This window comes from Thauera sp. 27 (assembly GCF_000310125.2).
Lineage (GTDB): Bacteria > Pseudomonadota > Gammaproteobacteria > Burkholderiales > Rhodocyclaceae > Thauera > Thauera mechernichensis.
The window spans coordinates 94,971-120,205 of record NZ_AMXB01000011.1; the positions used below are offsets into that span (position 1 = coordinate 94,971).

Annotated in this window: 22 protein-coding genes and 1 tRNA gene; 18 read left to right on the top strand and 5 right to left on the bottom strand. The window is 66.5% G+C overall.

The features are described 5' to 3' along the window. Positions 1–45: 45 nt before the first annotated feature. Positions 46–891 carry an SIR2 family NAD-dependent protein deacylase gene (locus B447_RS08065; protein WP_002938531.1) on the bottom strand — a complete coding sequence of 282 codons (846 nt, stop codon included), beginning with the start codon at positions 889–891 and terminating at the stop codon, positions 46–48. A 149-nt stretch (positions 892–1,040) separates the two neighbouring features. On the opposite strand from B447_RS08065, the gene B447_RS08070 reads away from it, so the two are divergent. Both B447_RS08070 and B447_RS08075 read left to right on the top strand, forming a co-directional pair. Continuing rightward, a complete protein-coding gene (locus B447_RS08070; protein ID WP_002938532.1) occupies positions 1,041–1,730 on the top strand; it encodes a LysE family transporter in 690 nt (229 codons plus the stop codon). 205 nt (positions 1,731–1,935) lie between these two features. After that, positions 1,936–2,598, top strand: coding sequence for a PEP-CTERM sorting domain-containing protein (locus tag B447_RS08075; protein ID WP_002938533.1), 663 nt, complete (start codon positions 1,936–1,938; stop codon positions 2,596–2,598). A 68-nt stretch (positions 2,599–2,666) separates the two neighbouring features. Here B447_RS08075 and gcvA read toward each other — a convergent pair whose 3' ends face one another. Continuing rightward, on the bottom strand, positions 2,667–3,566 hold the full coding sequence (gcvA, locus tag B447_RS08080) for a transcriptional regulator GcvA (RefSeq protein WP_232431584.1): 900 nt from the start codon (positions 3,564–3,566) through the stop codon (positions 2,667–2,669). A gap of 201 nt (positions 3,567–3,767) precedes the next feature. On the opposite strand from gcvA, the gene B447_RS08085 reads away from it, so the two are divergent. From B447_RS08085 to B447_RS08125, 9 genes are all read left to right on the top strand, one after another. Beyond that, positions 3,768–4,619: a transketolase gene (locus B447_RS08085; RefSeq protein WP_002938540.1), complete on the top strand. Its 852-nt coding sequence runs from the start codon at positions 3,768–3,770 to the stop codon at positions 4,617–4,619. Then, a complete protein-coding gene (locus B447_RS08090) occupies positions 4,616–5,617 on the top strand; it encodes a transketolase family protein (protein WP_002930499.1) in 1,002 nt (333 codons plus the stop codon). Before B447_RS08085 ends, B447_RS08090 begins: the two co-directional genes overlap by 4 nt. 84 nt (positions 5,618–5,701) lie before the next feature. Next, positions 5,702–6,466, top strand: a complete 765-nt coding sequence (locus tag B447_RS08095; protein WP_002938544.1) for an SDR family NAD(P)-dependent oxidoreductase — start codon at positions 5,702–5,704, stop codon at positions 6,464–6,466. Between the two features lie 101 nt (positions 6,467–6,567). Then, positions 6,568–7,539 carry a TRAP transporter substrate-binding protein gene (locus B447_RS08100; RefSeq protein ID WP_002938547.1) on the top strand — a complete coding sequence of 324 codons (972 nt, stop codon included), beginning with the start codon at positions 6,568–6,570 and terminating at the stop codon, positions 7,537–7,539. A 68-nt stretch (positions 7,540–7,607) separates the two neighbouring features. Beyond that, complete coding sequence (locus B447_RS08105; protein WP_232431586.1) at positions 7,608–8,105, top strand: TRAP transporter small permease; 498 nt, start codon at positions 7,608–7,610, stop codon at positions 8,103–8,105. Continuing rightward, positions 8,102–9,361 (top strand): TRAP transporter large permease, encoded by a 1,260-nt coding sequence (locus tag B447_RS08110; RefSeq protein ID WP_002938550.1) that lies wholly within the window; start codon positions 8,102–8,104, stop codon positions 9,359–9,361. Before B447_RS08105 ends, B447_RS08110 begins: the two co-directional genes overlap by 4 nt. 99 nt (positions 9,362–9,460) lie before the next feature. Continuing rightward, positions 9,461–11,440, top strand: a complete 1,980-nt coding sequence (gene tkt / locus B447_RS08115) for a transketolase (protein WP_002938551.1) — start codon at positions 9,461–9,463, stop codon at positions 11,438–11,440. 22 nt (positions 11,441–11,462) lie between these two features. Then, positions 11,463–12,419, top strand: coding sequence for a D-2-hydroxyacid dehydrogenase (locus B447_RS08120; protein ID WP_002938552.1), 957 nt, complete (start codon positions 11,463–11,465; stop codon positions 12,417–12,419). Positions 12,420–12,793: 374 nt separating this feature from the next. Further along, positions 12,794–14,806 (top strand): methyl-accepting chemotaxis protein, encoded by a 2,013-nt coding sequence (locus tag B447_RS08125; protein ID WP_002938553.1) that lies wholly within the window; start codon positions 12,794–12,796, stop codon positions 14,804–14,806. A gap of 21 nt (positions 14,807–14,827) precedes the next feature. Here B447_RS08125 and B447_RS08130 read toward each other — a convergent pair whose 3' ends face one another. Both B447_RS08130 and B447_RS08135 read right to left on the bottom strand, forming a co-directional pair. After that, positions 14,828–15,859 carry a nucleoid-associated protein gene (locus tag B447_RS08130; RefSeq protein ID WP_002938554.1) on the bottom strand — a complete coding sequence of 344 codons (1,032 nt, stop codon included), beginning with the start codon at positions 15,857–15,859 and terminating at the stop codon, positions 14,828–14,830. A 204-nt stretch (positions 15,860–16,063) separates the two neighbouring features. Then, a complete protein-coding gene (locus B447_RS08135; protein WP_002938555.1) occupies positions 16,064–17,104 on the bottom strand; it encodes an IS630 family transposase in 1,041 nt (346 codons plus the stop codon). A gap of 73 nt (positions 17,105–17,177) precedes the next feature. Here B447_RS08135 and B447_RS08140 point away from each other — a divergent pair, with 73 nt between their 5' ends. Beyond that, positions 17,178–18,809 carry a methyl-accepting chemotaxis protein gene (locus B447_RS08140; RefSeq protein WP_002938556.1) on the top strand — a complete coding sequence of 544 codons (1,632 nt, stop codon included), beginning with the start codon at positions 17,178–17,180 and terminating at the stop codon, positions 18,807–18,809. 125 nt (positions 18,810–18,934) lie between these two features. Here the strand turns inward: B447_RS08140 and B447_RS08145 are convergent. Further along, positions 18,935–19,011 (bottom strand) — tRNA-Met (locus B447_RS08145). Between the two features lie 203 nt (positions 19,012–19,214). Here B447_RS08145 and B447_RS08150 point away from each other — a divergent pair. From B447_RS08150 to lnt, 6 genes are all read left to right on the top strand, one after another. Continuing rightward, positions 19,215–19,565 carry a hypothetical protein gene (locus B447_RS08150; RefSeq protein WP_232431588.1) on the top strand — a complete coding sequence of 117 codons (351 nt, stop codon included), beginning with the start codon at positions 19,215–19,217 and terminating at the stop codon, positions 19,563–19,565. A gap of 57 nt (positions 19,566–19,622) precedes the next feature. Beyond that, positions 19,623–20,987 (top strand): tRNA (N6-isopentenyl adenosine(37)-C2)-methylthiotransferase MiaB, encoded by a 1,365-nt coding sequence (miaB, locus tag B447_RS08155; RefSeq protein ID WP_002928454.1) that lies wholly within the window; start codon positions 19,623–19,625, stop codon positions 20,985–20,987. Then, positions 20,988–22,013: a PhoH family protein gene (locus B447_RS08160; protein WP_002928457.1), complete on the top strand. Its 1,026-nt coding sequence runs from the start codon at positions 20,988–20,990 to the stop codon at positions 22,011–22,013. Beyond that, on the top strand, positions 21,994–22,803 hold the full coding sequence (gene ybeY / locus B447_RS08165) for an rRNA maturation RNase YbeY (protein WP_002938571.1): 810 nt from the start codon (positions 21,994–21,996) through the stop codon (positions 22,801–22,803). The genes B447_RS08160 and ybeY overlap by 20 nt, the downstream gene beginning before the upstream one ends. 64 nt (positions 22,804–22,867) lie before the next feature. After that, entirely contained in the window at positions 22,868–23,707 is an 840-nt protein-coding gene (locus B447_RS08170; protein WP_051018563.1) for an HlyC/CorC family transporter, read from the top strand. Then, positions 23,707–25,197, top strand: a complete 1,491-nt coding sequence (lnt, locus tag B447_RS08175; protein ID WP_002938573.1) for an apolipoprotein N-acyltransferase — start codon at positions 23,707–23,709, stop codon at positions 25,195–25,197. The genes B447_RS08170 and lnt overlap by 1 nt, the downstream gene beginning before the upstream one ends. Positions 25,198–25,235: the final 38 nt, after the last annotated feature.

Below are 25,235 nucleotides of genomic sequence, written 5' to 3' on the forward strand. Positions count from 1 at the left end.
TCGGATGGCGCGGTGACGCTGTGGCGGGGGGCTGGTGCGTTGCGGTCAGTCCGCCAGGAAACCCCGCGTCCGCAGCGCGGCCTCGATTCCGCGCAGGGCGGCGATCCCGCTCATCGGCAGGGATACGCCGCGGTCGGCGGCGGTCGAAGCATCGTCGGGGTTGATGCGGATGAGGGGTGTTCCCTGTTGTTCGCCGAACAGGCGTACGGATGGCACGGCCGTGCCTGCGCCGATCTCGATCACCAGCAGCCGGTCGAGTGAGCTGCGCCAGCTGGCGTAGCGAGCGTATTGGTGCTGCGTCCGGGTGTCGATCCAGTCGGCGTCGCCGAACATCAGGATGTTCGGTCGCGCAAGGCCCTTGCACCAGGGGCAGACGGGAGCCGCGTTGAGGAGCAGGCAGGCTGCCTCGTCAACCTCGGGCTCGAAGTCGTCGGCCGGCCACACCTTGCCCCGGCAGCCTGTCATGCATTGCAGGTGATGAATCGAGCCGTGGCACTCAACGATGTGCCGTGGGTCGAAACCCGCCTTCTGGAAGTGGCCGTCGACGTTGCTGGTGAAGATGCGGGCGCCAGCAGGCAGTTGGCTTGCGATCGACTTCAGGATGCCGAAGGCGGGCCCCGGTGTGGTTTGTCGGTATAGCCGCAAGCGGTGGCCGTAGAAGCCCCAGGCCAGCCGTGGGTGGGTGCGGAAGGCGGCCGGGTTTGCGATCTCGGCGAACTGCAGGCGAGCGCGGCCAAGCGCCGGGTAGGCGCGCCACAATCCGCCGCTGCCGCGAAAATCCGGTAGGCCTGAGTCGACCCCCAGCCCCGCGCCAGCGGTGATCAGCAGGCCGTCTGCCTGCGCGATCAGGTCCGCGCAGCGGGAGAACTCCTCTGTCCAGTCTGTTTCCATCGTTTTCTCCACGAGGCGCCATTGTGAGGCTTGCGGTGGGCGCCGGGGCAGGCAGGCGCATGCGCCGTGGCCTGGTTGCCGCATGGCTGTGGCGATTCATCTGCCTGTAACGCACACAGGGCCATGCATCGGCGCAGAGGCGGATTAACATGGCGGCTTGTGTGCGCTGCAACTGCCTGGATACCTTCCCGATGCTGCTCGATACCTGGATCTCCTTCTTCGTTGCCTGCTGGGTCATCAGCCTCAGCCCTGGCGCGGGCGCCGTGGCGTCAATGTCTTCCGGCCTGAACTACGGCTTCCGCCGCGGTTACTGGAATGCCCTTGGGCTGCAGCTTGCGCTGGTGCTCCAGATCGGCATTGTCGCCACTGGCTTGGGGGCGGTGCTGGCTGCGTCCGAGCTTGCCTTCTCGGTCATCAAGTGGTTCGGCGTCGCCTATCTGGTGTACCTGGGCTGGAAGCAGTGGGTGGCACCGCCCGCGGCGGTGGCGGTCGAGTCGGGCGATGCCGCTCATGGGCGGCCATGGCCGCTGGTGATGAGAGGCTTCATCGTCAATGCCAGCAATCCGAAGGCGATCGTGTTCATCCTCGCGGTGTTGCCGCAGTTCCTCGACCCGGCGCGTCCGCTGCTGGCGCAATACCTGATCCTCGCAGCCACCATGATCACGGTCGACCTGGTCGTCATGGCAGGCTATACCGGCCTCGCCGCGCGCGTGCTGCGCCTGCTGCGCGAGCCGCATCAGCAGCGTCTGCTCAACCGCAGTTTCGGCGGCCTGTTCGTGGCGGCGGCACTGCTGCTGGCGACCGTCCGGCGCGCCGGGCATGCGGCACCGGGGCCTTAACGGCTGGAGGGGTGGGTGTCGGATTTATTTACATCCCATGCCATGGTTATGGTTTCAGCTTATCCATAATTCATTTAATACAAAGGCATGTGTCGTGCAGATGCGCCGGGAATGAAATTTGCATTATGTGTCGTCGCGCCGTGCTTCACCCGAGGGGGTGGATTCGGTGTCATTCGATGCTAATTTCATGAGAGGCCTTGCACACATGAACCTCCTGCCCAGCACCGCACGGGTCGCCGTTGCGTCCGTGCTCACCACGGTCACGCTCGGGGCGATGCCCACCCTGGCGCACGCCCTCGTGCTCGAGATCGACGCGAGTCAGAGTTCGGTCACTTACAGTCCGGGGGGCTTTCCGCTCTGCGACCCGGACGGCAACTGCGGTGTCTTGCCGCCGCCGCAGACCTTCGCGCTCTCCGGCAGCTTCAAGCTCCAGCAGGAGACCGTGTTCGTGACCACATCCCTCTTTCCGCCCGACGGCTATGAGCGGCAGCAGATCCGCTTTGAGACGCCGGTGATCGAGAGTGGTGGTGCGTCTGCGCTCGGGTTTGACTTCCCGACTTACTTCGCCGTGCTCTCGGGCGAGGATTTCGTGGCCAACGAGAATCCGTGCACATGGTTTCCGTCTACCGGGGGCTGCTGGTCGATGGGGGCCTTCGGCAGCTATGCCGGTACATTCAATGGTACGACCTTGTCGATGACAGGTACGGACTACGTGGGCGACTTCTTCCCCAGCAGGTTCGACTTCACCTTGGTTGCGCGGGCGGTTGGTGTTTCGACTGTGCCCGAGCCCGGCACGCTCGCATGCCTTGCGATTGGCGTGCTCGGATTGGGTGCGATGCGCAGGCGTCCGGCACCCCTGAACGTCTGATGCCTTAGCCGGCGGGGGCGCGCTCGCCCGCGCGTCTCCGCTGCAGCCCCGAAAGGCGTTGGCAGGCTTCAGCGCCGTGGGGCGTCCAATTCATCGAAGAGCCATTCCTGGAAGCTGCGGATCTTGGGCAGCTCGGCGCGCGACTTGAGCAGGTTGAAGGTGTAGCCCTGCACCTTGGGGCCAGCCAGGCCAAAGGGTGCGACGAGGCGGCCGGTTTCCAGTTCGCGTTGCACCAGCAGCAGGCTCTCCAGGCACACGCCCAAACCGTCCACTGCAGCGCTGATGGCCATGAACGAGCGGTCAAAGCGCAGGCCGCGTGAGATGTCGAGCTTGACTTTGCGGTGCTGGCGCATCCAGTCGCGCCAGCTCACCAGGCAGACCTCGCTATGGATCAGCGTGTGGAGGGCGAGGTCCTCGGGGCTGCGGATGGGGTGTTCGCCCTCGAGCAGCGCGGGCGCACACAGCGGCACGATGGTCTCGGCGGGGAAGCTCAGCACCATGGTGCCTGCCGGCTGCAGGCGGCGCATGCCGTAGCGGATGTCGATGTCGACCGCTCCCGAGACGAGGTCGACCGCGTCGGTCGATGCGTTGAGCCGCACGTCGACGTCCGGGTTCAGCGAGCTGAAGCGAGCCAGCCGCGGCATCAGCCACTGGGTGGCAAAGCTGGGGGTGGAGTGCACCGTCAGGATGTCGATCTTTTCCGTCCGTCCCAGTTCGCGCGTTGCCAACTCAATGCGCGAGAAAGCTGCCGACACCTCCTCGGCATAGCGCCGCCCGGCGTCCGTTAGCACCACCGCCCGATGTACGCGATGAAAGAGCTGAACGCCGAACTGCTCTTCCAGCTGCTTGACCTGATGGCTTATTGCAGACGGCGTGACGAAGAGTTCGTCTGCTGCAAGCGCGAAGGAGGACAGCCGCGCGGCGGCCTCGAATGCCTGAATGGCCTTGAGGGAAATTCGATTGTGCATCGCGGCATTCACATGAGATCAATTCATCTATAGGCCCATAAATAATCGTTTGAGGCCGATAAATCAAGCGAATAAGCTTTCCCTCACTCGCTGGACGCCCTTCATCGGCTGCCGGCAGGGCCGGGGCGATGGGTCTCTGGCCGAGCGAAACGAATCTGCCTGGCGCCCCTGCGTTGCCGGGTTCAAGTCAAGGAGAACTGCGTGCAAACAAGTCTTACCGAGGACTACGCCCGGGTCGCCGAAAGCGCCTACCGCATCCGCCGCTTTGCGTTGCGGATGGGCGAGGTGCAGGGCCAGGGCTATGTCGGCCAGGCGCTGGGTTACGCCGACGTGCTGGCGACGGCCTACTGCCATGCGATGAACTTCCGTGCCGACGACCCGGAGTGGGAGGGCCGTGATCGCTTCCTGCTGTCGCATGGTCATTACGCCATCGCCTTCTACGCCGCGCTGATCGAGGCCAGGATCATCCCCGAGGACGAGCTCGAGACCTATGGCAGCGATGACAGCCGGCTGCCGATGTCGGGCATGGCGACCTACACGCCGGGCATGGAGATGTCGGGTGGCTCTCTTGGCCAGGGGCTGCCGATCGCTGTGGGCATGGCGCTGGGCCTGCGCCTGAAGGGCAATCCCGCTTTTGTTTACAACTCGATGTCGGACGGCGAGCTCGACGAGGGTTCGACCTGGGAAGCAGCGATGGGTGCAGCCCATCACGGCCTCTCCAACCTGATCTGCCTGGTCGACATCAACAACCAACAGGCCGACGGCCCCTCGACCAAGGTGATGGGCTTCGAGCCCCTCGCCGACAAGTGGGCATCCTTCGGCTGGCATGTGCAGCGTGTCGATGGCAACGACCTGGCTGCCGTGATCGCTGCCTTCGACACCGCACGCAGGCTGACCGAAGCCAGGCCGCGGGTGATCCTCTTCGACACCCTGATGGGCAAGGGGGTGCCCTTCCTCGAGACTCGCGAGAAGAACCACTTCATCCGTGTCGATCCGCTCGAATGGCAGCAGGCCATCGACATCCTCGACCAAGCCCAGGGAGCTGCACGATGAGTACCACCACCGCCAAGAAGCCGCGCCTGACAACCTCGGCGATGATTGCCTCGATCGCCTCCGAGGGCCAGCGCGTCAAGGCTGCCCCGTTCGGCAAGGCCCTCGTCGAACTGGCCATGCAGCGCCGGGACATCGTCGGCCTTACCGCCGACCTCGCCAAGTACACCGACCTCCACCTGTTCGCCCAGGCCTGCCCCGAGCGCTTCTTCCAGATGGGCATGGCCGAGCAGCTGCTGATGGCCTCGGCGGGCGGCATGGCCAAGGAGGGCTTCGTGCCCTTCGCCACCACGTACGCGGTATTCGGCACCCGTCGCGCCTTCGACTTCGTGCACCAGGTGATCGCCGAGGAGAATCTCAACGTCAAGATGTGCTGCGCGCTGCCCGGCCTCACCACCGGCTACGGCCCCAGCCACCAGGCGACCGAGGACATCGCGCTGATGCGCGGCATTCCCGGCATGACCATCATCGACCCTTGCGACGCCCTCGACATCGAGCAGGCCGTGCCCCAGATCGCTGCCCACAACGGCCCGGTCTATATGCGCCTGCTGCGCGGCAATGTGCCATTGGTGCTCGACGAGTATGACTACAGCTTCGAGCTCGGCAAGGCCAAGCTGCTGCGCGACGGCAGGGATGTGCTGGTGATCTCGTCCGGCATCCTGACCATGCGTGCGCTGGAAGTCGCCAAGGCGCTGGAGGCGGACAAGGTCGACGTCGGCGTGCTGCACGTGCCGACGATCAAGCCGCTCGACACCGCGACCATCCTGCGCGAGGCCGGCCGCTCCGGCCGCCTGGTGGTGGTGGCCGAGAACCATACCTCGGTCGGCGGCCTGGGCGAGGCGGTCGCGACAGCGCTGCTGACCGCAGGCGTGACGCCGCAGTTCCGCCAGATCGCGCTGCCCGACGCCTTCCTCGATGCCGGCGCGCTGCCCACGCTGCACGACCGCTACGGTATCTCCACCGAGGCGATGTCGGCCACGATCAAGCGCTGGATCGGCTGAACGGTCGCTTCCTTTCTTCCCCCCGTCGCTCCCTCCCTCGAAACCGGGCGCCCTCAAGGGCGCCGCTCTGAACAGGATCCGTCCATGTCCCAATCCCTTCTTCTTGACGGCAAGGTTGCCGTCATCACCGGCGGTGCCGGCCTCAACGGCCTGGGCTTCGCCACTGCCCGCATGCTGGCCGCGCAAGGTGCGCGCATCGCCCTGCTCGACCTAGAGCAGGCCAACCCGGCGGCGGCTGCAGCCGAACTCGGTCCGCAGCACATCGGCCTGGTGGCCAACGTCACCGACAAGGCGGCTTGCGATGCGGCCGCCGCCGAAATCGTCAAGCGCCTGGGCCGTATCGACGTGCTGGTAAACAACGCCGGCATCACCCAGCCGCGCAAGACGCTCGACATCACCTCGGCCGACTACGATGCCGTGCTCGACGTCAGTCTGCGCGGCACGCTGTTCATGTCGCAGGCGGTCATCCCGACCATGCAGGCGCAGAAGAGCGGCTCGATCGTGTGCATTTCGTCGGTGTCGGCACAGCGCGGTGGCGGTATCCTCGGCGGCCCGCACTACTCGGCCGCCAAGGCGGGCGTGCTCGGCCTGGCCAAGGCCATGGCGCGCGAGTTCGGCGCCGACAACATCCGCGTCAACTGCATCACTCCGGGCCTGATCGCCACCGACATCAACAAGGGCAAGATCCCCGCGGACAAGCGCGCGGCGATTCTCGACGGCATCCCGCTGGGCCGTATCGGCGAACCCAGCGATGTGGGCGGTTGCATCGTCTTCCTGGCGAGCGACCTGTCCAAGTACTGCACCGGCATCACCCTGGACGTGAACGGCGGCATGCTGATCCACGGCTGACCCCCCGGCCCGGCGCCGGCCGGGCCCGCTTTCGCATCGCTGCAGTAGCCGGGCGCCGCCGCGGCAGCCCGGTCCACACAAGGCAAGAGAAGGAGACCACCATGATGAAGAAGACCCTGATCGCACTCGTCGCCACCCTGGCCATGGGCGCTTCCACCAGCTGGGCGCAACAGGTGCTGCGTATGGCGCATGGCGCGGCGCCGGGCAACCCGCGCTCCGAAGCAGCGCTCAAGTTCGCCGAGCTGGTCGAGACCAAGACCGCCGGCCGGGTGAAGGTCGAGGTGGGCGGCAGCGCGCAGTTCGGCGACGACGTCGAGTCGATCACCAACATGCGTCTGGGCACACTGGCTTTCAGCGCCAATTCGCAGGGGGCCACTGCGGGCGTGGTGCCGGAATTCAACCTGATCGGACTGCCCTTCCTGTTCCGCGACCTCAACCACGCCTACCGCGTGGTCGATGGCCCGGTCGGCGCCAAGCTCGACGAGGCTGCCAACGGCAAGGGCCTGGTGCTGCTCGCGTTGTGGGATAACGGTATCCGCCACACCAGCAACAACAAGCGCCCGATCACCACGCCGGACGACCTGCAGGGCATCAAGCTGCGTACGCCGCCCGACACGATGACCCTGGACATCTTCAGGGCGCTCGGCGCCAACCCCGGCCCGCTGGCCTTCTCCGAGCTGTACATCGCGCTGCAGCAGGGCGTATTCGACGGCCAGGAGAACCCGTTGATGAACGTCTACGCGTCCAAGCTGCACGAGGTGCAGAAATACATCTCGCTCACCGGCCATAAGTACGAGACCACGCCGGTGCTCGCCAGCAAGATGATCTGGGCGGGCCTGTCCAAGGCCGACCAGCAGGCGATCAAGGAGGCTGCCGTCGAGGCCGGCAAGCTGAACCGCGAGCTGTCGCTGGCGGCCGATACCGAGCTGCGCGGGAAGCTGGCCGCCGCCGGCGTCCAGATCAACGAGATCGACCAGGCACCCTTCGTCGCCAAGACCCAGCCGGTCTACGACAAGTGGGCGGCGCAGTTCCCCGACCTGGTCAAGCTGATCGTCTCGGAAGCGGGTAAGTAAAGATGTCGACCCACGCCACTTCCCCCGCCGCGACCTCGAGCAGTGTCCCGGCCCGGGTGGTGAAGTGGGTGGACGCTGCGATCGTGGCCGCCGGTGTGGCGGTCGCGATCAGTGCTCTGGTCGTCATGTTCGTATCCCTGATGGCCGAAGTGATCGTCCGCTACTTCACCAACCAGGGCATGGGCTGGCCGACCGAGATGCCCAACATCCTGTTCCCCTGGCTGGTCATGGGCGGCATCGTGCTCGCCGCCCAGCGTGGCCAGCACATTGCCGTCACCGCCATCCACGGCTGGCTCGGGCGCGGTGCCAACCGCATGCTGATGGTCGGCCATCAGGTGCTTGTCGCCGCGGCCTTCTTCTATCTTGCCTGGGTCGGCCTCGATGTCATCGAGATCACCGGCAGCGAGGTGTACCCGGTGACCGGTATCTCGGCCCGCTGGGCCTACCTGGCGATGATCGTCGGCTTCGTCGGCCTCGGCATCACGGCGCTGAGCACCTTGGTCCGGCTGCTGATCGCGAACGACCCGTTCTCCGTCCGCGCCCACCACATCGAGGAGGACGTATGACTGTCGTGATGCTTCTTGTATTCAGCGCGCTGCTGGTGCTGGCCCTGCCGGTCGGTTACGCGCTGGTGATCAGCTCCGGCCTGGCTGCGGTGACTGCCGGCGGCATGCCGAGCGTGGCCGCGGTGGTGAAGATCTTCCAGCCCACGCAGAGCTTCCCGCTGCTGGCCATTCCCTTCTTCATGCTGTCGGGCAACCTGATGATGGGCGGCACGCTGGGCAAGCGCCTGATCGACTTCGCCACCAAGCTGGTCGGCCGCTTCCATGGCGGGCTGGGGCAGGTGACGGTGGTGGGTTCGACGGTGTTCGGCGGGGTGTCGGGCTCGGCCGTGGCCGAGGCCTCGGCACTCGGTTCGATGCTCATCCCGTGGCAGAAGCGCGAGGGCTATCCCCCCGCCTTCGCGGCGGCGGCCACGGCGGCGTCGTCGGTCATCGCCGGCCTCATCCCGCCTTCGATTCCGCTCATCCTGTATGCAGCCGTGTCCAACCAGTCGATCGCCGCGCTCTTTCTTGCCGGCATTCTTCCCGGGCTGATGCTGTGCGGCGGTTTCATGCTGGTGTGCTACTTCTCGGGACGCCTGCGCGGCTTCAAGCGCCTGGCCGAGGGGGTGACCTGGAAGGGCGTGCTGCGTGCCACGGTGTCTGCCGCACCGGCGCTGGCGATGCCGGCTTTCATCGTCATCCTGCTGCGGGCCGGGATCGCCACACCCACCGAGGTGAGCGTGCTGGCGGTGTTCTACGGCCTGATGGTGAGCGCCCTGGTGTATCGCGACCTGAGCTTCAAGCGGCTCTACGACGCGCTGGTGCACACCGCCGTCACGACCGGCGTGGTGATGCTGGTGATCGCGGCGTCCAACCTGGTGGGGTTCGTGCTGACCGTCGAGGCGGTGCCGACCGCCGTGGCCGAATGGACCGTCGAGACGCTGAAGTCGCCGTGGATGGTGATCCTGATGCTCAACCTCATCATGGTCACGGTAGGCATGTTCCTCGATCTGCCGGCTGCGATCCTGCTTCTGGGGCCGACCTTCGTCGCCATCGGCAATGCGATCGGTCTCGACCTCGTGCAGCTCGGCATCATGATGGCGGTGAACCTGAGCATCGGCCTGTTCACCCCGCCGGTCGGGACCACGCTGTTCATCTCTGCCGCCATCTCGCGTCAGAAGGTGGGGGCCGTGGTGCGCGAACTGTGGCCCTTCTACCTGGTCGCGATCACGGTGTTGTTACTGATCTCCTTCGTGCCCGCCTTCACGCTGTACTGATCCCGCGCGTGGCGTCGCGCCCCGCCAGCCCACCCCGCCCCCGTAACCACCCCGCTATTGCCTCCCCCTCACAGGGGGAGGCAAGGGAGAACCCTTGCCATGCATGCCGTAGAACCTCGCCAACTCGCCCACGCCATCCGCTTTCTGTCGCTCGATACCATCGTCCACGCCGCCGAGGGCCACCAGGGCGTGCCGCTGGGCATGGCGGAGATCGCCACCGCGCTGTTCACCCGTCACCTCAAGTTCAACCCGGCCGACCCCACCTGGCCCGACCGTGACCGCTTCGTGCTGTCGAACGGCCATGGCTCGATGCTGTTGTACTCGCTGCTGCACCTCACCGGCTACGACAAGATCAGCCTCGAACAGGTCAAGTCCTTCCGCGAGCTGGGCTCGCATTGTGCCGGTCACCCTGAGTTCGAGCCCGCCTGCGGCATCGAGGTCACCACGGGTCCGCTCGGCCAGGGCATCGCCAACGCCTTCGGCATGGCGGTAGCCGAGGCCTATCTGAATGCGCGCTTCGGCGCCGGCCTGGTCGACCACTGCACCTGGGCCTTCGTTGGCGACGGTTGCCTTCAGGAAGGCCTCGGTCAGGAGATGATCTCGCTCGCCGGCCATCTGAAGCTCGGCAAGCTGATCCTGTTCTGGGACGACAACAAGATTACCGACGATGGCAGCACTGACTTGTCGATCAGCGAGGATGTGGCGGCGCGCTTCCGCGTCGCCGACTGGCACGTGGTCGAAGTCGATGGCCACGACATCGATGCCGTGTCGGCCGCGATCACGCTGGCCAAGCAGGATCCGCGCCCCTCGCTGATCGCCTGCCGCACCGTGATCGGCCGCGGCATCCCGCGCGTGCAGGGCCAGCGTGCCGGCCACAGCGCGCGCCTGTACCCCGAGGACGCACAGGCCACGCGTGAGCTGCTGGGCTGGCCGCACGCGCCGTTCGAGATCCCGGCCGACATCCTTGGTGCCTGGCGTGCCGCAGGCCGCCGCAGCGCTGCCGACTACAGTGCCTGGCAGGCGCGCCTGGCCGCACTGCCGGCTGCCGAGCGCGCCGAGTTCGAGCGCGTGCAGGCCGGCGAACTGCCCACCGGCTGGCGCGAGGTACTGACCGACTACCGTCGCAAGGCCGCTGCCGATACCGAGCCCAAGCCCGGCATCTTCGCCTCGGCCGAGATCAACGACCTGCTGGTGGGCGTGCTGCCCGAGCGCATCGTCGGCTGCGCCGACCTGGAGGCCCCCACCTCCCACAAGCGCGGCCTTGCCGCCTTCACCGCCGAGGACCGCGGCGGCGCGTACGTGCACTGCGGCGTGCGCGAGCACCTGATGGGTGCGATGGCCAACGGTATCGCCGCGCATGGCGGCGCCATCCCGCTTGCAGTCACCTATCTTGCCTTCTCCGACTACGAACGCCCGGCCATGCGCATGGCGGCGCTGATGGGCCTGCCGGTCAAGTTCGTGTTCAGCCACGACTCGATCGGTGTCGGCAAGAACGGCCCCACCCACCAGCCAGTGGAAATCCTCGCCTCGCTGCGTGCCATGCCCAACATGCTGGTGATGCGCCCGGCCGACGCCGTGGAGGCGGCCGAATGCTGGGAGGTCGCGCTGGAACTCCGGCGCACGCCGGCCAGCCTGATCTTCGCCCGCCAGGCGTTGCCCACGCTGCGCACCACGCACAGCGCGGACAACCGGTCGCGCCGCGGCGCCTATGTGCTGGCCGAAGCCGAAGGCGGCGCGCGTGCCGTGACCCTGCTCGCAACCGGATCCGAGGTGCAGTTGGCGGTCGAGGCGCGCCGGCTGCTGCAGGCCGAGGGTATCCCTACCGCGGTGGTGTCGATGCCGTGCTGGGAGCTCTTCGAGGCCCAGGATGCAGGCTACCGCAGTGCCGTGCTGGGCGAGGGCTGCGTACGCGTCGGCGTCGAGGCGGCGATGCGCTTCGGCTGGGACGCCTGGCTGGGGCCGCGCGGCGGCTTTGTCGGCATGGCTGGCTTCGGTGCGTCCGGCCCTTACGAGCAGCTCTACGCACACTTCGGCATCACCCCGGCTAACATCGTTGCCGAAGCAAAGCGCTACCTCTGACCCCCTGGAGACAAGAGGCCACATGCACAAGATCGTCTTCCTCGACCGCGAGACCATCGCGCCGCAGATCCGCCTGCGCAGCCCCGCGTTCGCGCACGAGCTGGTCGTCTACGACAGGACCGCGCCCGATCAGATCGTCGAGCGCCTGGCCGGCGCCAGCATCGCCATTACCAACAAGGTGCCGCTGTCCGCCGCAGTGCTGGCGCAACTGCCTGCGCTGCGACTGATTGCGGTCGCGGCCACCGGCACCGACTGTGTCGACAAGGCCTACTGCCAGCAGCGTGGCATTGCGGTGGCGAACATCCGCGGCTATGCGGTCAATACCGTCCCCGAGCACACCTTCGCGCTGATGCTGGCGCTGCGCCGCAACCTGGTCGCCTACCGCGACGACGTGCTCGCGGGCGAGTGGCAGCGCTCGGGCCAGTTCTGCTTCTTCAACCATGCCATCCACGACCTGCGCGGCGCCCGCCTGGGCATCATCGGCGAAGGCGTGCTGGGCCAGCGCGTGGCCGACATCGCGCGCGCCTTCGGCATGGTGCCGCTGTTCGCAGCACGCAAGGGCAGGAGCGGTGCCGGCAGCCTGTACACGCCCTGGGATGAAATGCTGTCGACCAGCGACATCATTACCCTGCATTGCCCGCTCACGCCGCAGACGCGCGGCATGATCGCGATGCCCGAGTTCCGCGCCATGGTGCGGCGTCCGCTCATCATCAACACCGGGCGCGGCGGCCTGGTGGACGAGGCCGCGCTGGTACAGGCGCTCGACGAAGGCCTGATCGCCGGCGCGGGCTTCGACGTCGCTGACGGCGAGCCGCCGGCGGCCGACAGCCCGATGATGCGCATCGCCGCGCGCCCCAACGTCATCCTGACGCCGCATGTGGCCTGGGCCTCGGACGAGGCCCAGCAGGCCTTGGCTGACCAGCTCATCGACAACATCGAGCACTTCGTCGCCGGCTCGCCGCGCAACCTGCTGCAGTAAAGGGGCCTCCGACGAAAAGCTCGCGGCTCGCGCCGCTCCTACAGCGAACAGCTGCGCGTGGGGTCGTCGTAGGAGCGGCGCCAGCCGCGAGGGGTTGAAGGCGACGTGGCGGATCGGAAGCGCCCGAAAAGGCTCGCGGCTCGCGCCGCTCCTACAGCGAACAGCGGCGCGTGGGGTCGTCGTAGGAGCGGCGCCAGCCGCGAGGGGTTGAAGGCGGCGACATGCCTGAAGCCGGTGAGTCTGTAGCGCCGCATGCGGTGTGTGATTTTTGCGCTGCAGCGTCTGGATTTGACATTCCGTATAGATTGCCCGTACTGCCGGTGGCGACAATCGCGAGCTTTTTTCTTTCGCGTGACGCATGCCCGGGAGGGGCCATGAACATCGGCATTCGTGAACGGCTTTTGGCGGTACTGATTCTGCCTTTGCTCATCGTGGCTGGCTTTGTCGTCTCCAGCATGCTGGCGAACCATGCGCTGTGGCGTACGGCGCTCGATACCGAGCGCACCGTGGCGCTTGCGGTGAAGGCGGGGGCTGCTGCGCATTACCTGCAGATCGAGCGCGGCGCGACGGCAGGCTATCTGCAAAGCGGCGGCAAGCGCTTTGCAGATGTGCTGCCAGGCTATCGCGCCAACACGGACCAGGCCGTCCAGGGGGTGGAGCAGGCCTTTGCCGAACTCGCGGCCGAAGCGGGTGCCGCCCAGGCGCTGAGCGCGGCGGCGCAGGCGGCCCGGCAGAGCCTGGCGCAGTTGCGCGATACGCGCGCCGGCGCCGATCGTCTCGGGATCGCGGCGGCGGAGTCGAGCGCGTTCTATACCAGCACCATCGCGACCCTGCTCAAGACGGTGAATGTGGCCAGCTCAGCGGTTGCCGATGGCGGCGCGGCAAAGCGCCTGGCTGCCCTGGAGATGCTGTTGCACGCCAAGGAGTATGCGGGCCAGGAGCGCGCGACGATGGTGCCGGTGTTTACCGCCGACCGAATCGAACGCGCACAGTACCGCGGCTTGAACGAGCGCATCGGCAAGCAGCTTGCGTTCGTTTCGGCCCTGTCATCGCTGGCGGAGCCCATTCACTGGCAGGCCTACCTCCAGGCGGTCAGCGGCCAGCCCGAGACCGCGGTGGAGGCCTTGCGTGCCAGATTGCATGATTCTGCGGAGGGTTTCGGCGTGACGCCGGAGACATGGTTCTCGACCACCACCGCCCGGATCGACGCCATGCTCACCGTCGAGCAGCGGGTCAGCGGCGATCTGCTGGCCTGGGCCGGTGAGCAGGCGGAAGAGGCGCAAAGGGCCATGTTCGTGGCGGCGCTGCTCGGTACGCTCGCGATCGCACTGACGCTGGTGTTCGGCATGGTGATCATCCGCTCCATCACCCGCCCGCTCGCCACCTTGCAGGATGTTCTCGTGCGGGTCGAGACGAGCGGCGACTGCAGCCTGCGCGCGGGCCTCTCCGGGCGGGATGAAGTGGGGCGTACCGCGGCCGCGTTCGACCGCATGATGGCGCGTATTGCCGCCCTGATCGGCGAGACCCGGCAGTCGGCCGATGCCATTGCTGCGGCCGCACAGTCCATGTCGGCCGCAGGGGCTCAGGTGGAGAAGGGCTCGGATGCGCAGTCGGAGGCGGCGTCAGCTGTCGTCGCCAGCGTGCAGCAGACTGCGGTGAGCATTTCCGAGACGGCCAGCAATGCCCGCGTGGCGGACGCGACTGCAGTGCAGGCGCGTGCCGACATCGAAGCCACGCTGGCTGCGGTGCGCGAGACTGCGGACAACGTCGATAGCCTGGCCGGCATGATCGACGCCGCCAGCGGCGACATCGTGCGACTGGCCGAGAGTTCGCGCCAGATCGACGGCATCGTGCGCACCATCAAGGATATTGCCGACCAGACCAACCTGCTGGCGCTCAATGCCGCGATCGAGGCGGCGCGAGCGGGCGAGCAGGGGCGCGGTTTCGCCGTTGTCGCCGACGAGGTGCGCAAGCTGGCGGAGAACACCTCCGCGGCAACCAACGTCATATCCGGCCTCATCGGTGGCATCCAGGGCCAGGTCGATGCCGCAGTGACGCACATGCAGAAGGCAAACGACAAAGCCGGGTCGACGCGCACCCGCGTGGTGGCTTCCACCGGTGCGCTCGATGCCGCCAGCGCCGATACCGGGCGGGTCACGACGTCGGTGCGCAACATCGCCGACGCGGTGCGCGAACAGGATGCCGCAGTTCAGGAGATCGCCCGGCGCATCGAGCACATCGCGCAGATGACCGAGGAGAACACGGCTGCCGCGAGCAATGCGGCCGAGACTGCGCGACATCTCGACGCGCTCGCCGGCAAGTTGCGCGAGACCGTAGGCTGGTTCAAGGTGCAGCCGGGTGAGCACGCATACGAACGCATGCGTTGATCGCGGGGCAGTCCGGGCGCGTCAGTCCTCGGGCGCCTCGTCGAGCATGCGCTTGAGGTAGTCGGGCAGGCCCGACAGGACCAGGGTGTCGGTGGCGCGGTCGTAATGTACTGCGCCCGAGTGCAGGCCGCTGCGCTCGAACTCGAGCTTCCAGTTGTCGCCGCTGGCGCTGAAGCGCACCAGCGGGCGGATGGCGCGGCGGTTGGGAACGAAGCCGGGGGCGATCCTGGTCTCCTCGGCACGCAGCAGGGCGTCGAGCCGAGCGGGCTGTTCGGGAAAGACCTCGCGCGCGAGCTCTTCGAACACCACCGGGGCGCCTGCCTCGCCCAGGGTGTCGAGGTAGTCGTGGGCGCGCTCGAGCACGGCATCGCGGGTGGCGGGGGCAAGGCCCTCGGTGTCGACGAAGCGGTCGAGCGTGGCGACCAGCTTCTTGGTCTCCTGCAGTGCCACCATGACGTCGCTGCATCCGAGTGCGTTCTTGAACCACATGCCGCCTTTGCCGCGCCCGCGCAGGAAGCCGATATAGCGCTCGTCACCGCGTCGCCAGCCCGACAGGTCGATGCGCCCGGCCGCATGCAGGGCGGTGAAGTCGAGGTGGCAGCAGTCGAGCGCTTCGAGCGCACCGCCGATGCGTACGCCTTCGGCCTCACCAATCAGCGCCAGCCACAGGCAGTCCGTGCCGCCTCCGTTGGCGCCCCCTTCGCGGATGCGTGCCATGACCAGCTGGCCGCCTTCTTCAAGCTCCTCCGCGTCGGTGAGCGCCTGCACGCGCTCGGCGAAGGCGCGAGACAGGCCTGCGAAGTCGAGCGTCTCATCGACGAGGTGTTCGCGCAGCCAGCGTGCCAGCGGGTAGCTTTCCTCATCCTCCTCGAAGCGGCCGAAGCCCTTGGCCGAGCGGCTGTCGTACTGGCTGCACAGGCGTTCGGCAAGCCGCAGCGCGGCAGCGTCGAGCGTGCATGGTCCTTCGCGCAGGATCAGGCGAGCCGGCGAGCCGGGGGCCTTTTCCAGAGTGTGGATGATCAGGTGGGTGACGGTGTGCTCGAGGGGGCGCATGCGGGTGGGGCTCGCTGTAGGGCGGGGCCGAATTCTCGCATGTGCGGGGCCAGCGCAGGGCCTGGTGACGTCCTGAGGGTTCATGCTGACCCGCTGCGTTCCGATGGCTGTGCAGTCAGCGTTTGGATACGACTAAAGTTATGCTTGCCGGGACCGATGAATACATGAACAAGGCCTTGCTATTAACCCGGCCCTTAAATATGTTTACTGAGCAGCATACGCAGCGGCCGGGTGCTTGAAGTAGGACCGGATACGCTCGGGGAGCGAGGCGATGCGCTGCATGATGGCGTGTGCCTTCTTCAAGAGCTGCGAATCATCGCGGCTGGGCGGCTCCAAGCGCAGCGCGGTCTTGAAATCGTGATTCAGGTATTCGTCCGGATTGGACTCGGGCGCATAGGGCGGCAAGTAGAAGAGTTCGATCTGCTCGACACGCGGCTCGAGCCAGGCCTGAACGAGCTTGGCGTGATGCACTCGCAGGTTGTCGACGATCAGGAACACCTTGCTCGTTGCACCGGCGATCAGTCGCTCAAGGAACTCGATAAAGCGTTCTGCGTTGATCGTGCCCTCGACGATCTGGAAGGCGATTTCGCCCCGGTTGGTGATGGCCGAGATCATCGACAGTTTGCCCCACCGGGCGGACGCCTCGAGCACCGGCGTGCGGCCGGCCGGCGCAAAGCCTCGAATCCAGTTCGTGTCTTCCTTGACGGCCGTTTCATCAGCCCAGTAGATGAGCGCACCTTCGGCCTTGGCACGCGCGGCAATGGCCGGGTAGCGCTCGCGCAACCAAGCCTGGACTAGATCGGTGCGCTGCTCCATCGCTTGCTTGACCGGGCGCTGAGCGGTATAGCCCCAGCGCTTCAGATACTTGCCCACGAGGCGATCGGACAACTGCAGTCCGAATTGTTTCTCCACCAAGGCCTGGATCGCCCGCCGGGTCCACAGCGCGAAAGGCAGGCTCAACTGCTCGGGCACCGCACCCACGATGCGCTGGCGCACCCAGACCTCCTGCGCCATCGTCAGCTTCCGGCAGGCCCCGTAGGGACGACCTCGCGTCTTCTCGATCAACGCCCCGGCACCGTCCGTGCGCGCTTTCCTCAACCACGCCTGCACCGTGCGTACATGGACGCCGGCGATCTTCGCCAATTCCACGCTGCTCATATCCGACTGCTTTTTCAGGCGCAGCACCATCTTGCGCAGCGTCTCGCGCCCTTCAGGACCCAGTTTGCGTGCATCGATCTTTTCCATGCACGCATTATATTGCGGGCAGCTTATTTAAGGGCCGGGTTAATAATGTGAGGTCGCATCCCCGGAGACATACATGATGAATGCCCTCGACAACCTCAGCCTGCGTGGCAAGCTGTTCCTGCTTTCCGGTCTTTCCTGTGGTGTCCTGTTGTTTGCAATCGCCTTCGCGCTCTACGAAGTACGTCTGATCGAGCGCGAGGTGGATACCATCGGGCAGCACGACCTGCCGGGCTTGCAGGCTGCGGGGGCAATGGGCGAGTGGCGTCTGCGCTACCGCGTGCGCAGCCTCGAGTTCATGATGGCGACCGGTGCAGCGGAGACGGAGCGCATGACGGCCTCGCTCGACCAACTGCACCAGGGTTTCATGAAGGAGATTGCCGGCTATCGGACGCGCCAGATTTCAGAGCGTGAGCGTGCGCTGCTCGATGCGGTTGAGCGCAGTGTGCTGGGCTACCACGAGGTGGTGCAGCAGGCCCGGGACCTGCTCGCGCGCGGTGATCGCAATGGGGCTGACACGCTGCGCCGAACGGTGTGGGTGCAGCGTGCGGATGCGGCGCGCGATGCCGTCGCCGAACTGGTCGCTTACAACCGCGCTGCGGCCGAAGGCAATGTGGGCGAGGTGGCGACCGAGGTGCGGGCGGTATTCATTGGCGGGCTTTCCGCCGCCGCGATTGGTCTGGCGGTCGCCATCACCCTCACCCTGGTGTTTGCCGGGCGTATGAGTGGTCGCTTGCGCGCGGCGGTCAGCGGCACTCAGCAGATCGCTGCGGGCGACCTGCGCGCAGCCCTGCCCGAGCCGAGCGCCGACGAGATCGGCGACCTGGTACGCGCGATGCGCGACATGCAGTCCTCGCTACGCGAGACCATCGCGCTCAGCCGTGACGGTGCGGGGCAGGTGGGTGACTCGGCAACGAGCCTGCTCGAGGCTTCACGTCAGGTCAGCGAAGGCGCCTCGGCGCAGAGCCAGGCGGCCAGCAGCATCGCAGCCAATGTCGAGGAGCTGACTGTTTCGATCTCGCATGTGTCCGATCGCACCAGCGATGCGAGCCGCGTAGCCGCGGAGTCAGGCGCAGGCGCGACGGCCGGCAAGCAGTCGATGGAGCGGTTGGTTGCGGGCATGCGCGAAGTCGAGCAGGTGGTGGGTGATGCGGCGACTCGCATCACCGGTCTGGAGGCGCAATCCGCGAAGATTTCCCATATCGTCGCCGTGATCCGCGAGATCGCCGAGCAGACCAACCTGCTGGCGCTCAATGCTGCGATCGAGGCGGCGCGGGCCGGCGAGCAGGGGCGGGGCTTTGCGGTGGTGGCCGATGAGGTGCGCAAGCTCGCCGAACGTACCGCCACGTCCACCGAGGAGATCACCGGCATGGTGGCATCCGTCCAGGCAGGGACGAAGGAGGCCGTTGCCGGGATCGAGCGCGGAGTCCAGGTCGTCAGGCGCAGCAGCGCGGAGGCAGTCGAGACCGGCGGCACGATCGGCCGCCTGCATGAACTCTCGGGCGAGGTGGCGGGCATCGTCTCCGAGCTCGACCTGGCTTTGCGTGAGCAGGCAACGGCCTCGTCCGAGGTGGCGCGGCGGGTCGAGGACATCGCGCTGCGGGCAGAGCAGAGCAGCAGCGCCACAAGCAGCATCGTGGTGGCCGCACAGGAAATGGAAGGCGTTGCGGCGCAGATGCGGCGTCAGGTCGAGCGCTTCAAGGTTTGAGCCGCGGCGGCTGGGCTGGTGGGTTCGGGCCGAACGGCGCACAGACCACACTCGCACCAGCCGGTTTCGACAAGACCCGGCAGAAAAGCAAAGGGGCTTGCATCGCTGCAAGCCCCTGAATTTTTTGGTGGTGATGGGCGGAATCGAACCGCCGACCTACGGGTTATGAATCCGTCGCTCTAACCGTCTGAGCTACATCACCAACCGAGCTCGCGAATATAGCGGTTCAGGTGAGTAGGCGTCAACAGGTTTGATGGCTTGGCGTGTCCGGGGGTGTTGTCGGGGCGGTGGCGTCAGGGTCTCATCGAAGTCTTGATTTATAAGGCTTTTGCATTGACAGGGCAGGGGGGATCGGGGATCATTCGACGCCTGTCCTTTTCGGTTCCGGCTCGTTCCGGTCTGTCCTTGCGCCCGTTATCTCTTCCTGCCCTGCTGTTCCTGGTGCTCGGTGTATTGCCCGGCCTGGTGTCTGCGGCGCTACCGCGCAACATCCCCGAGGCTGCGTTCCTGGTGAAGATGGCGTTCGCCCAGCCTGGCAAGGTCCAGGTGAAGGGCAAGGTCAATGGCAAGGACGTTGAGGCGGTGCTGCTGCTGAGTCCCGGTGCGCAGATCCGCGACGTTCACAACCGAATCGTGCTCCCCTCGCACATCGGTGGGGAATACATCGTGCGGATGCTGCTCGACAACAACGGCCAGGTGCACCGGGTGTGGGTCCTCACCCCGCAAGAGGTCGCGGCGTCCGCGCCCACACGCTGAGCGGCCCGCGATGTTCGCGCCGCTCGCATCCCGCCCCGCAGTGATTTCCCTCTCATCATGAAAAAGCTCTACATCCGCACCTTCGGGTGCCAGATGAACGAGTACGACTCCGACAAGATGGCGGACGTGCTCGGCGCCCACGAAGAACTGGTCAAGACCGATAACCCGGAAGAGGCCGATGTGATCCTCTTCAACACCTGTTCGGTGCGCGAGAAGGCGCAGGAGCGGGTGTTCCACGACCTCGGCCGCGTGCGCTTGCTCAAGCAGCAGAAGCCGGGGCTGATCATCGGCGTGGGCGGCTGCGTGGCCAGCCAGGAAGGCGAGGCCATCGTCAAGCGCGCGCCTTATGTGGACGTGGTGTTCGGGCCGCAGACCCTGCACCGTCTGCCCAAGCTCATCGAGGCGCGCAAGCAGACCGGGCGCTCGCAGGTGGATATCTCCTTCCCCGAGATCGAGAAGTTCGACGCCATGCCGCCGGCACGTGTCGAGGGCGCGAGCGCCTTCGTGTCGATCATGGAAGGCTGTTCCAAGTACTGCACCTTCTGCGTCGTGCCCTACACCCGAGGCGACGAGGTGTCGCGCCCGCTCGAGGATGTGCTGGCCGAGATCGCCGGCCTGGCCGCTCAGGGCGTCAAGGAGGTGACCCTGCTCGGCCAGAACGTCAACGCCTGGCGCGGCGTGCTGACGCGCGAGGATGGCGAGGACGGCGCCGACGTTGGTGATTTCGCCTTCCTGCTCGAATGCGTGGCCGAGATCCCCGGCATCGAGCGCATCCGCTATACCACCTCGCATCCGCGCGAGATGACGCAGCGCCTGATCGACTGCTACGCGAAGATCCCCAAGCTGGTGTCGCAGCTTCATCTGCCGGTGCAGTCGGGCTCGGACCGCGTGCTGGCGGCAATGAAGCGTGGCTACTCGGTGATCGAGTTCAAGTCCGTCGTGCGCAAGCTGCGCGCGGCACGGCCGGACCTGTCGCTGACCTCGGACTTCATCGTCGGCTTTCCGGGCGAAACCGAAGAGGACTTCGACAAGACCATGAAGCTGATCGACGATATCGGCTTCGACGGCTCCTTCAGCTTCGTCTACAGCGCCCGTCCCGGCACGCCGGCGGCCGACCTCGAAGACCCCGTGCCGCAGGAGTCCAAGCTCGCCTGGCTGGCCCGCCTGCAGAAGCGCATCGACGAGCAGTACCAGGCCAACAGCGAGGCCATGGTCGGCACGGTGCAGCGCATTCTGGTCGAGGGTGCGGCGAAGAAGAACGCCGAGGTCGAGATGATGGGCCGCAGCGACAATAACCGCGTGGTCAACTTCCCTTCCGATTCGCCCAATCGTGACCGCCTGATCGGCCAGTTCATCGATGTGCGCATCACTGCTGCGCTGCCGCATAGCCTGCGCGGCGAGATCATCGTTCGGGAATCCTGAATGGCGAAAACCCTGGAAGTCTTCTTCGAGCCGGTGGACAACCCCCGGCTGGCCCGCTTGTGCGGCGTGCTGGACGAGAACCTGCGCCAGATCGAGAACGCCTTCGACATCACGGTCAGCCGGCGCGGCGAGCACTTCACCCTCAACGGCCACCCCAGCCAGGTGCTGCGCGGCGAGATGGCGCTCAAGCACTTCTACGAGCGCGCCGACAAGGACCTGTCGCTCGACGATGTGCAACTCGGCCTGATCGAGATCGGCAGCCGTGGCGCCGGCGCCGATCCGCTGCAGCCCGCCCCCGTGCTGATGACGCGGCGCACCGAACTGCACGGCCGCACCCCGCGCCAGGTGGAATACCTGAAGAACATCCAGGAGTTCGACATCACCTTCGGTATCGGCCCGGCCGGTACCGGCAAGACCTATCTTGCGGTGGCGAGCGCGGTGGACGCCTTCGAGCGCGACCTGGTCGAGCGCATCATCCTCACCCGCCCGGCGGTCGAAGCCGGCGAGCGCCTGGGTTTCCTGCCCGGCGATCTGGCGCAGAAGGTCGACCCCTACCTGCGCCCGCTCTACGACGCGCTCTACGACCTGATGGGATTCGACCGCGTCGGCAAGCTCTTCGAGCGCAGCCTGATCGAGATCGCGCCGCTCGCCTTCATGCGCGGGCGCACGCTCAACAACGCCTTCATCATCCTCGATGAGGCGCAGAACACCACGCCCGAGCAGATGAAGATGTTCCTTACCCGCATCGGCTTCGGTGCCAAGGCGGTGGTGACCGGCGACCTCACCCAGGTCGACCTGGCGCGCGGCCAGCGCAGCGGCCTCAAGGAGGCGCGCAAGGTGCTGGCGGACGTGCGCGGCATCGCATTCACCGAGTTCGCCAAGGAAGACGTGGTGCGTCATCCGCTTGTCGCACGCATCGTGGATGCTTACGACCGCGAAAGTGCGCGTATCGAGCAGGCCAGGGTGGCGGCACGCGCCCAACAACAGCAGGACAAGGAATCACAGGATGCCGAAGACGGGGAGTAAGCAGGACGCAGGGCAGGACAAGGGGATCGCGGCGACAGCAGGCAAGCCGAAGCTCGTCGCCATCGACGCCGAAGGCAAGGCCACGCGCTTGAAGGCGGAGCGGCTCGAGATCGACTTTGGCGATGGCCGCAAGCTGGTGCTCGCTTTCCCCGAGCGCGCCTGGGGCGATCTCGAGATCGAGGCCGATGCCGACGACGCGGCCGCGGTGCCGATGCTGTCGCTGCAGCCCGGCGCCTGCAATCTGCTCACCTTGCGTGTCGACGTGCATCATGACATGAGCTTCGTCGATGTGCCCGGGTTGACCGAGCACGCCCGCCCGCCGGCGCTCCGGCTGTCCGTGCAGAAGGCGGTGGAGGGCGAGGACAAGGCCAACGCCCCCAAGAAAAACCACATCCGGCGCTGGGCGCAGGCCGCGCTGCAGCAGGATGCCGAGGTCACCGTGCGCCTGGTCGGCGAAGAGGAGGGGCGCGAGCTCAACCGTGCCTACCGCGGCAGGGACTACGCTACCAATGTGCTTACCTTCGCCTATGCTGACGGTGAGGACCTGTCGCTGCCGGCGCAGGACAACAGCGCCGTGCTCGCGGGCGATCTCGTGCTGTGCGTGCCGGTGGTGATGCGCGAGGCAGCGGTGCAGGGCAAGACGCCCGAAGCTCACTTCGCGCACCTGGTCGTGCATGGCATGCTCCACCTGCAGGGCCATGACCACGAGAATGAGGCTGAGGCAGCGGTGATGGAGCGGCTCGAAACCGACGTCCTGCGCGGGCTGGGCTATGCAGACCCCTATGCCTGAGCGCGGTGCGCGCGAGGCTGAATTGCACGACCCCTGGGCTTGAGTGGAGACCCCGACCCAAAAAATGGACAGTTCCCCTAAACCGTCGTTACTTGAGCGACTTTCGGCCTTTCTCTCGCGCGAGCCGGAAGATCGCGAAGAACTCCTCGCGCAATTGCACGCGGCCTTCGATCGCAACCTGATCGACGCCGATGCCCTTTCCATCATCGAAGGCGCCCTGCAGATGTCCGACATGCAGGTGCGTGACGTGATGATTCCGCGCGCGCAGATGGACTGCGTGCACCTGGACGATCCGATCGACGCGATCGTCAATTTCGCCATCGACACCGCGCATTCGCGCTTCCCCGCCATTGGTGACGGCAAGGATGATGTCGCCGGCATTCTGCTTGCCAAGGACCTGCTGCGCTACTTCGCCGGGCGCGAATTCGACCTGCGCGACATGTTGCGTCCTGCCGTGTTCGTGCCCGAGTCCAAGCGCCTCAACGTGCTGTTGCGCGAGTTCCGGGTGTCGCGCAACCACATGGCGATCGTGGTCGACGAGTACGGCGGCGTGGCCGGGCTGGTCACCATCGAGGATGTGCTCGAACAGATCGTCGGCGATATCGAGGACGAGTACGACTTCGACGAGGTCGGCGACAGCATCCGCCTCGATCACAGCGGTCGCTACCGTGTGAAGGCCACGACCGAGATCGAGGACTTCAACGAAGCGTTCGCCACCCACTTCAGCGACGAGGAATACGACACCGTTGGCGGTCTCGTCATACGCCACTTCGGGCGTCTGCCCAAGCGCGGTGAAGCCGTGGAGCTCGAGGGTCTGAAGATCCAGGTACTGCGCGCCGACAGCCGGCGGGTCTACACCCTGGTCGTCGAGCATCTGCCGCAGCCCGAGCCCGCCGCCGAGTGATGCGTGTCGCCCTGCTTGCCGCGTTGCTCGCGGGCGGCGCGTCGGTATTCGCGTTTGCGCCCTTCGGGCTGTTCCCGCTTGCCTTCGCGAGCCTGGCCGTGCTGGCCTGGCTGCTCGGGCGTGCCGGGTGCTGGCGCCAGGGCTTCGCGCTCGGCTTTGCCTGGGGTTTCGGTGCATTCATCGGTGGTGTGTCGTGGCTGTATGTCGCGCTCGAGCGCTATGGCGGCATGCCGATCCCGCTCGCTGCGCTCGCCATTGCGCTGTTCTGTGCCTACCTCGCGCTTTATCCCGCACTGGCAGGTGGCGTCTTCGTCGCCCTGCGTCGGCGGCTGGGCTTGGCGCACGGGCTGGTCCAGGCCGTGTTGTTCGGCGCCTTGTGGCTGCTTGCGGAATGGTTGCGCGGCGTCGTATTCACCGGCTTCCCGTGGCTGGCCATCGGTTATTCGCAGACGCCGCCCAGTCCGCTCGGCGGCTGGCTGGCGGTGGTCGGCGTGTACGGTGTGGGCGGGCTCGTTGCCTTCCTGGCGGCGCTTGTCGCCAGCGCGGCCAGCGCTGTGCGTGCCTGGCCGGCCGTGTTGGCTGCGGTCGTGGTGCTCGCCGCCGGGGCTGGCCTGCAGGGGCGGGCGTGGACACAGCCCGTTGGCGAGCCGCTCGAGGTCGCGCTGGTGCAGACCAACTTTGCCCAAAGCCTGAAGTGGGATCCCGATCATTTCGCCGATGTGCTGCAGGTCAACCTTGATCTCGTACGCGAGCAGTTTGGCCGACCGGCGCCTCCCGCGATCACGGTGTTGCCCGAGACCACCTTGCCCACCTTGCTCGAACGCCTGCCTGCGGGCTACCTGGAGGTGCTCGCAAAGCTTGCACGCGAGGCCGGTGGAGACCTTGTGCTCGGCGTATTCCGGCGTGACGAGGCGGGACGGATCTACAACGCCGCGATGAGCCTGGGGCGCGCGCCGGAGCAGCACTACGCCAAGCAGCACCTGGTGCCGTTCGGCGAGTACTCGCCGCCCTTGTTCGGCTGGTTCTACCGCCTGGTCGACATTCCCATGGCGGACCAGACTCGTGGCGCGCCCGATCAGCCGCCCATGCTGATCGATGGGCAGCGGGTGGCGATCAATATTTGCTACGAGGACCTGTTCGGCGCGGAGCTGATCCGCGCCCTGCCACAGGCCACGCTGATGCTGAACCTCTCCAATCTGGCCTGGTACGGCGATTCGCTTGCCCAGCCGCAGCACCTGCAGATCGCGCGCGTGCGCGCGCTCGAGACCGGGCGGCCGATGCTGCGCGCGACCAACACCGGCATGACCGCATTGGTCCAGCCCGACGGCCGGGTCGCCGGCGTGCTGCCCGAGTTCGAGCGTGGCGTGCTGCGCGTGCAGGTTCAGGGCTTCAACGGTATGACCCCCTACGCCCGCTGGGGCGATGGCCTTGCCCTGATTGTCGCGCTCCTCGTCATCGCCGCGCTCCCTCTTTCCCGCCGGAGGGTTTGAGCGCATAACCACCCGCCGCGACCCTCGGTAGCAGCGGC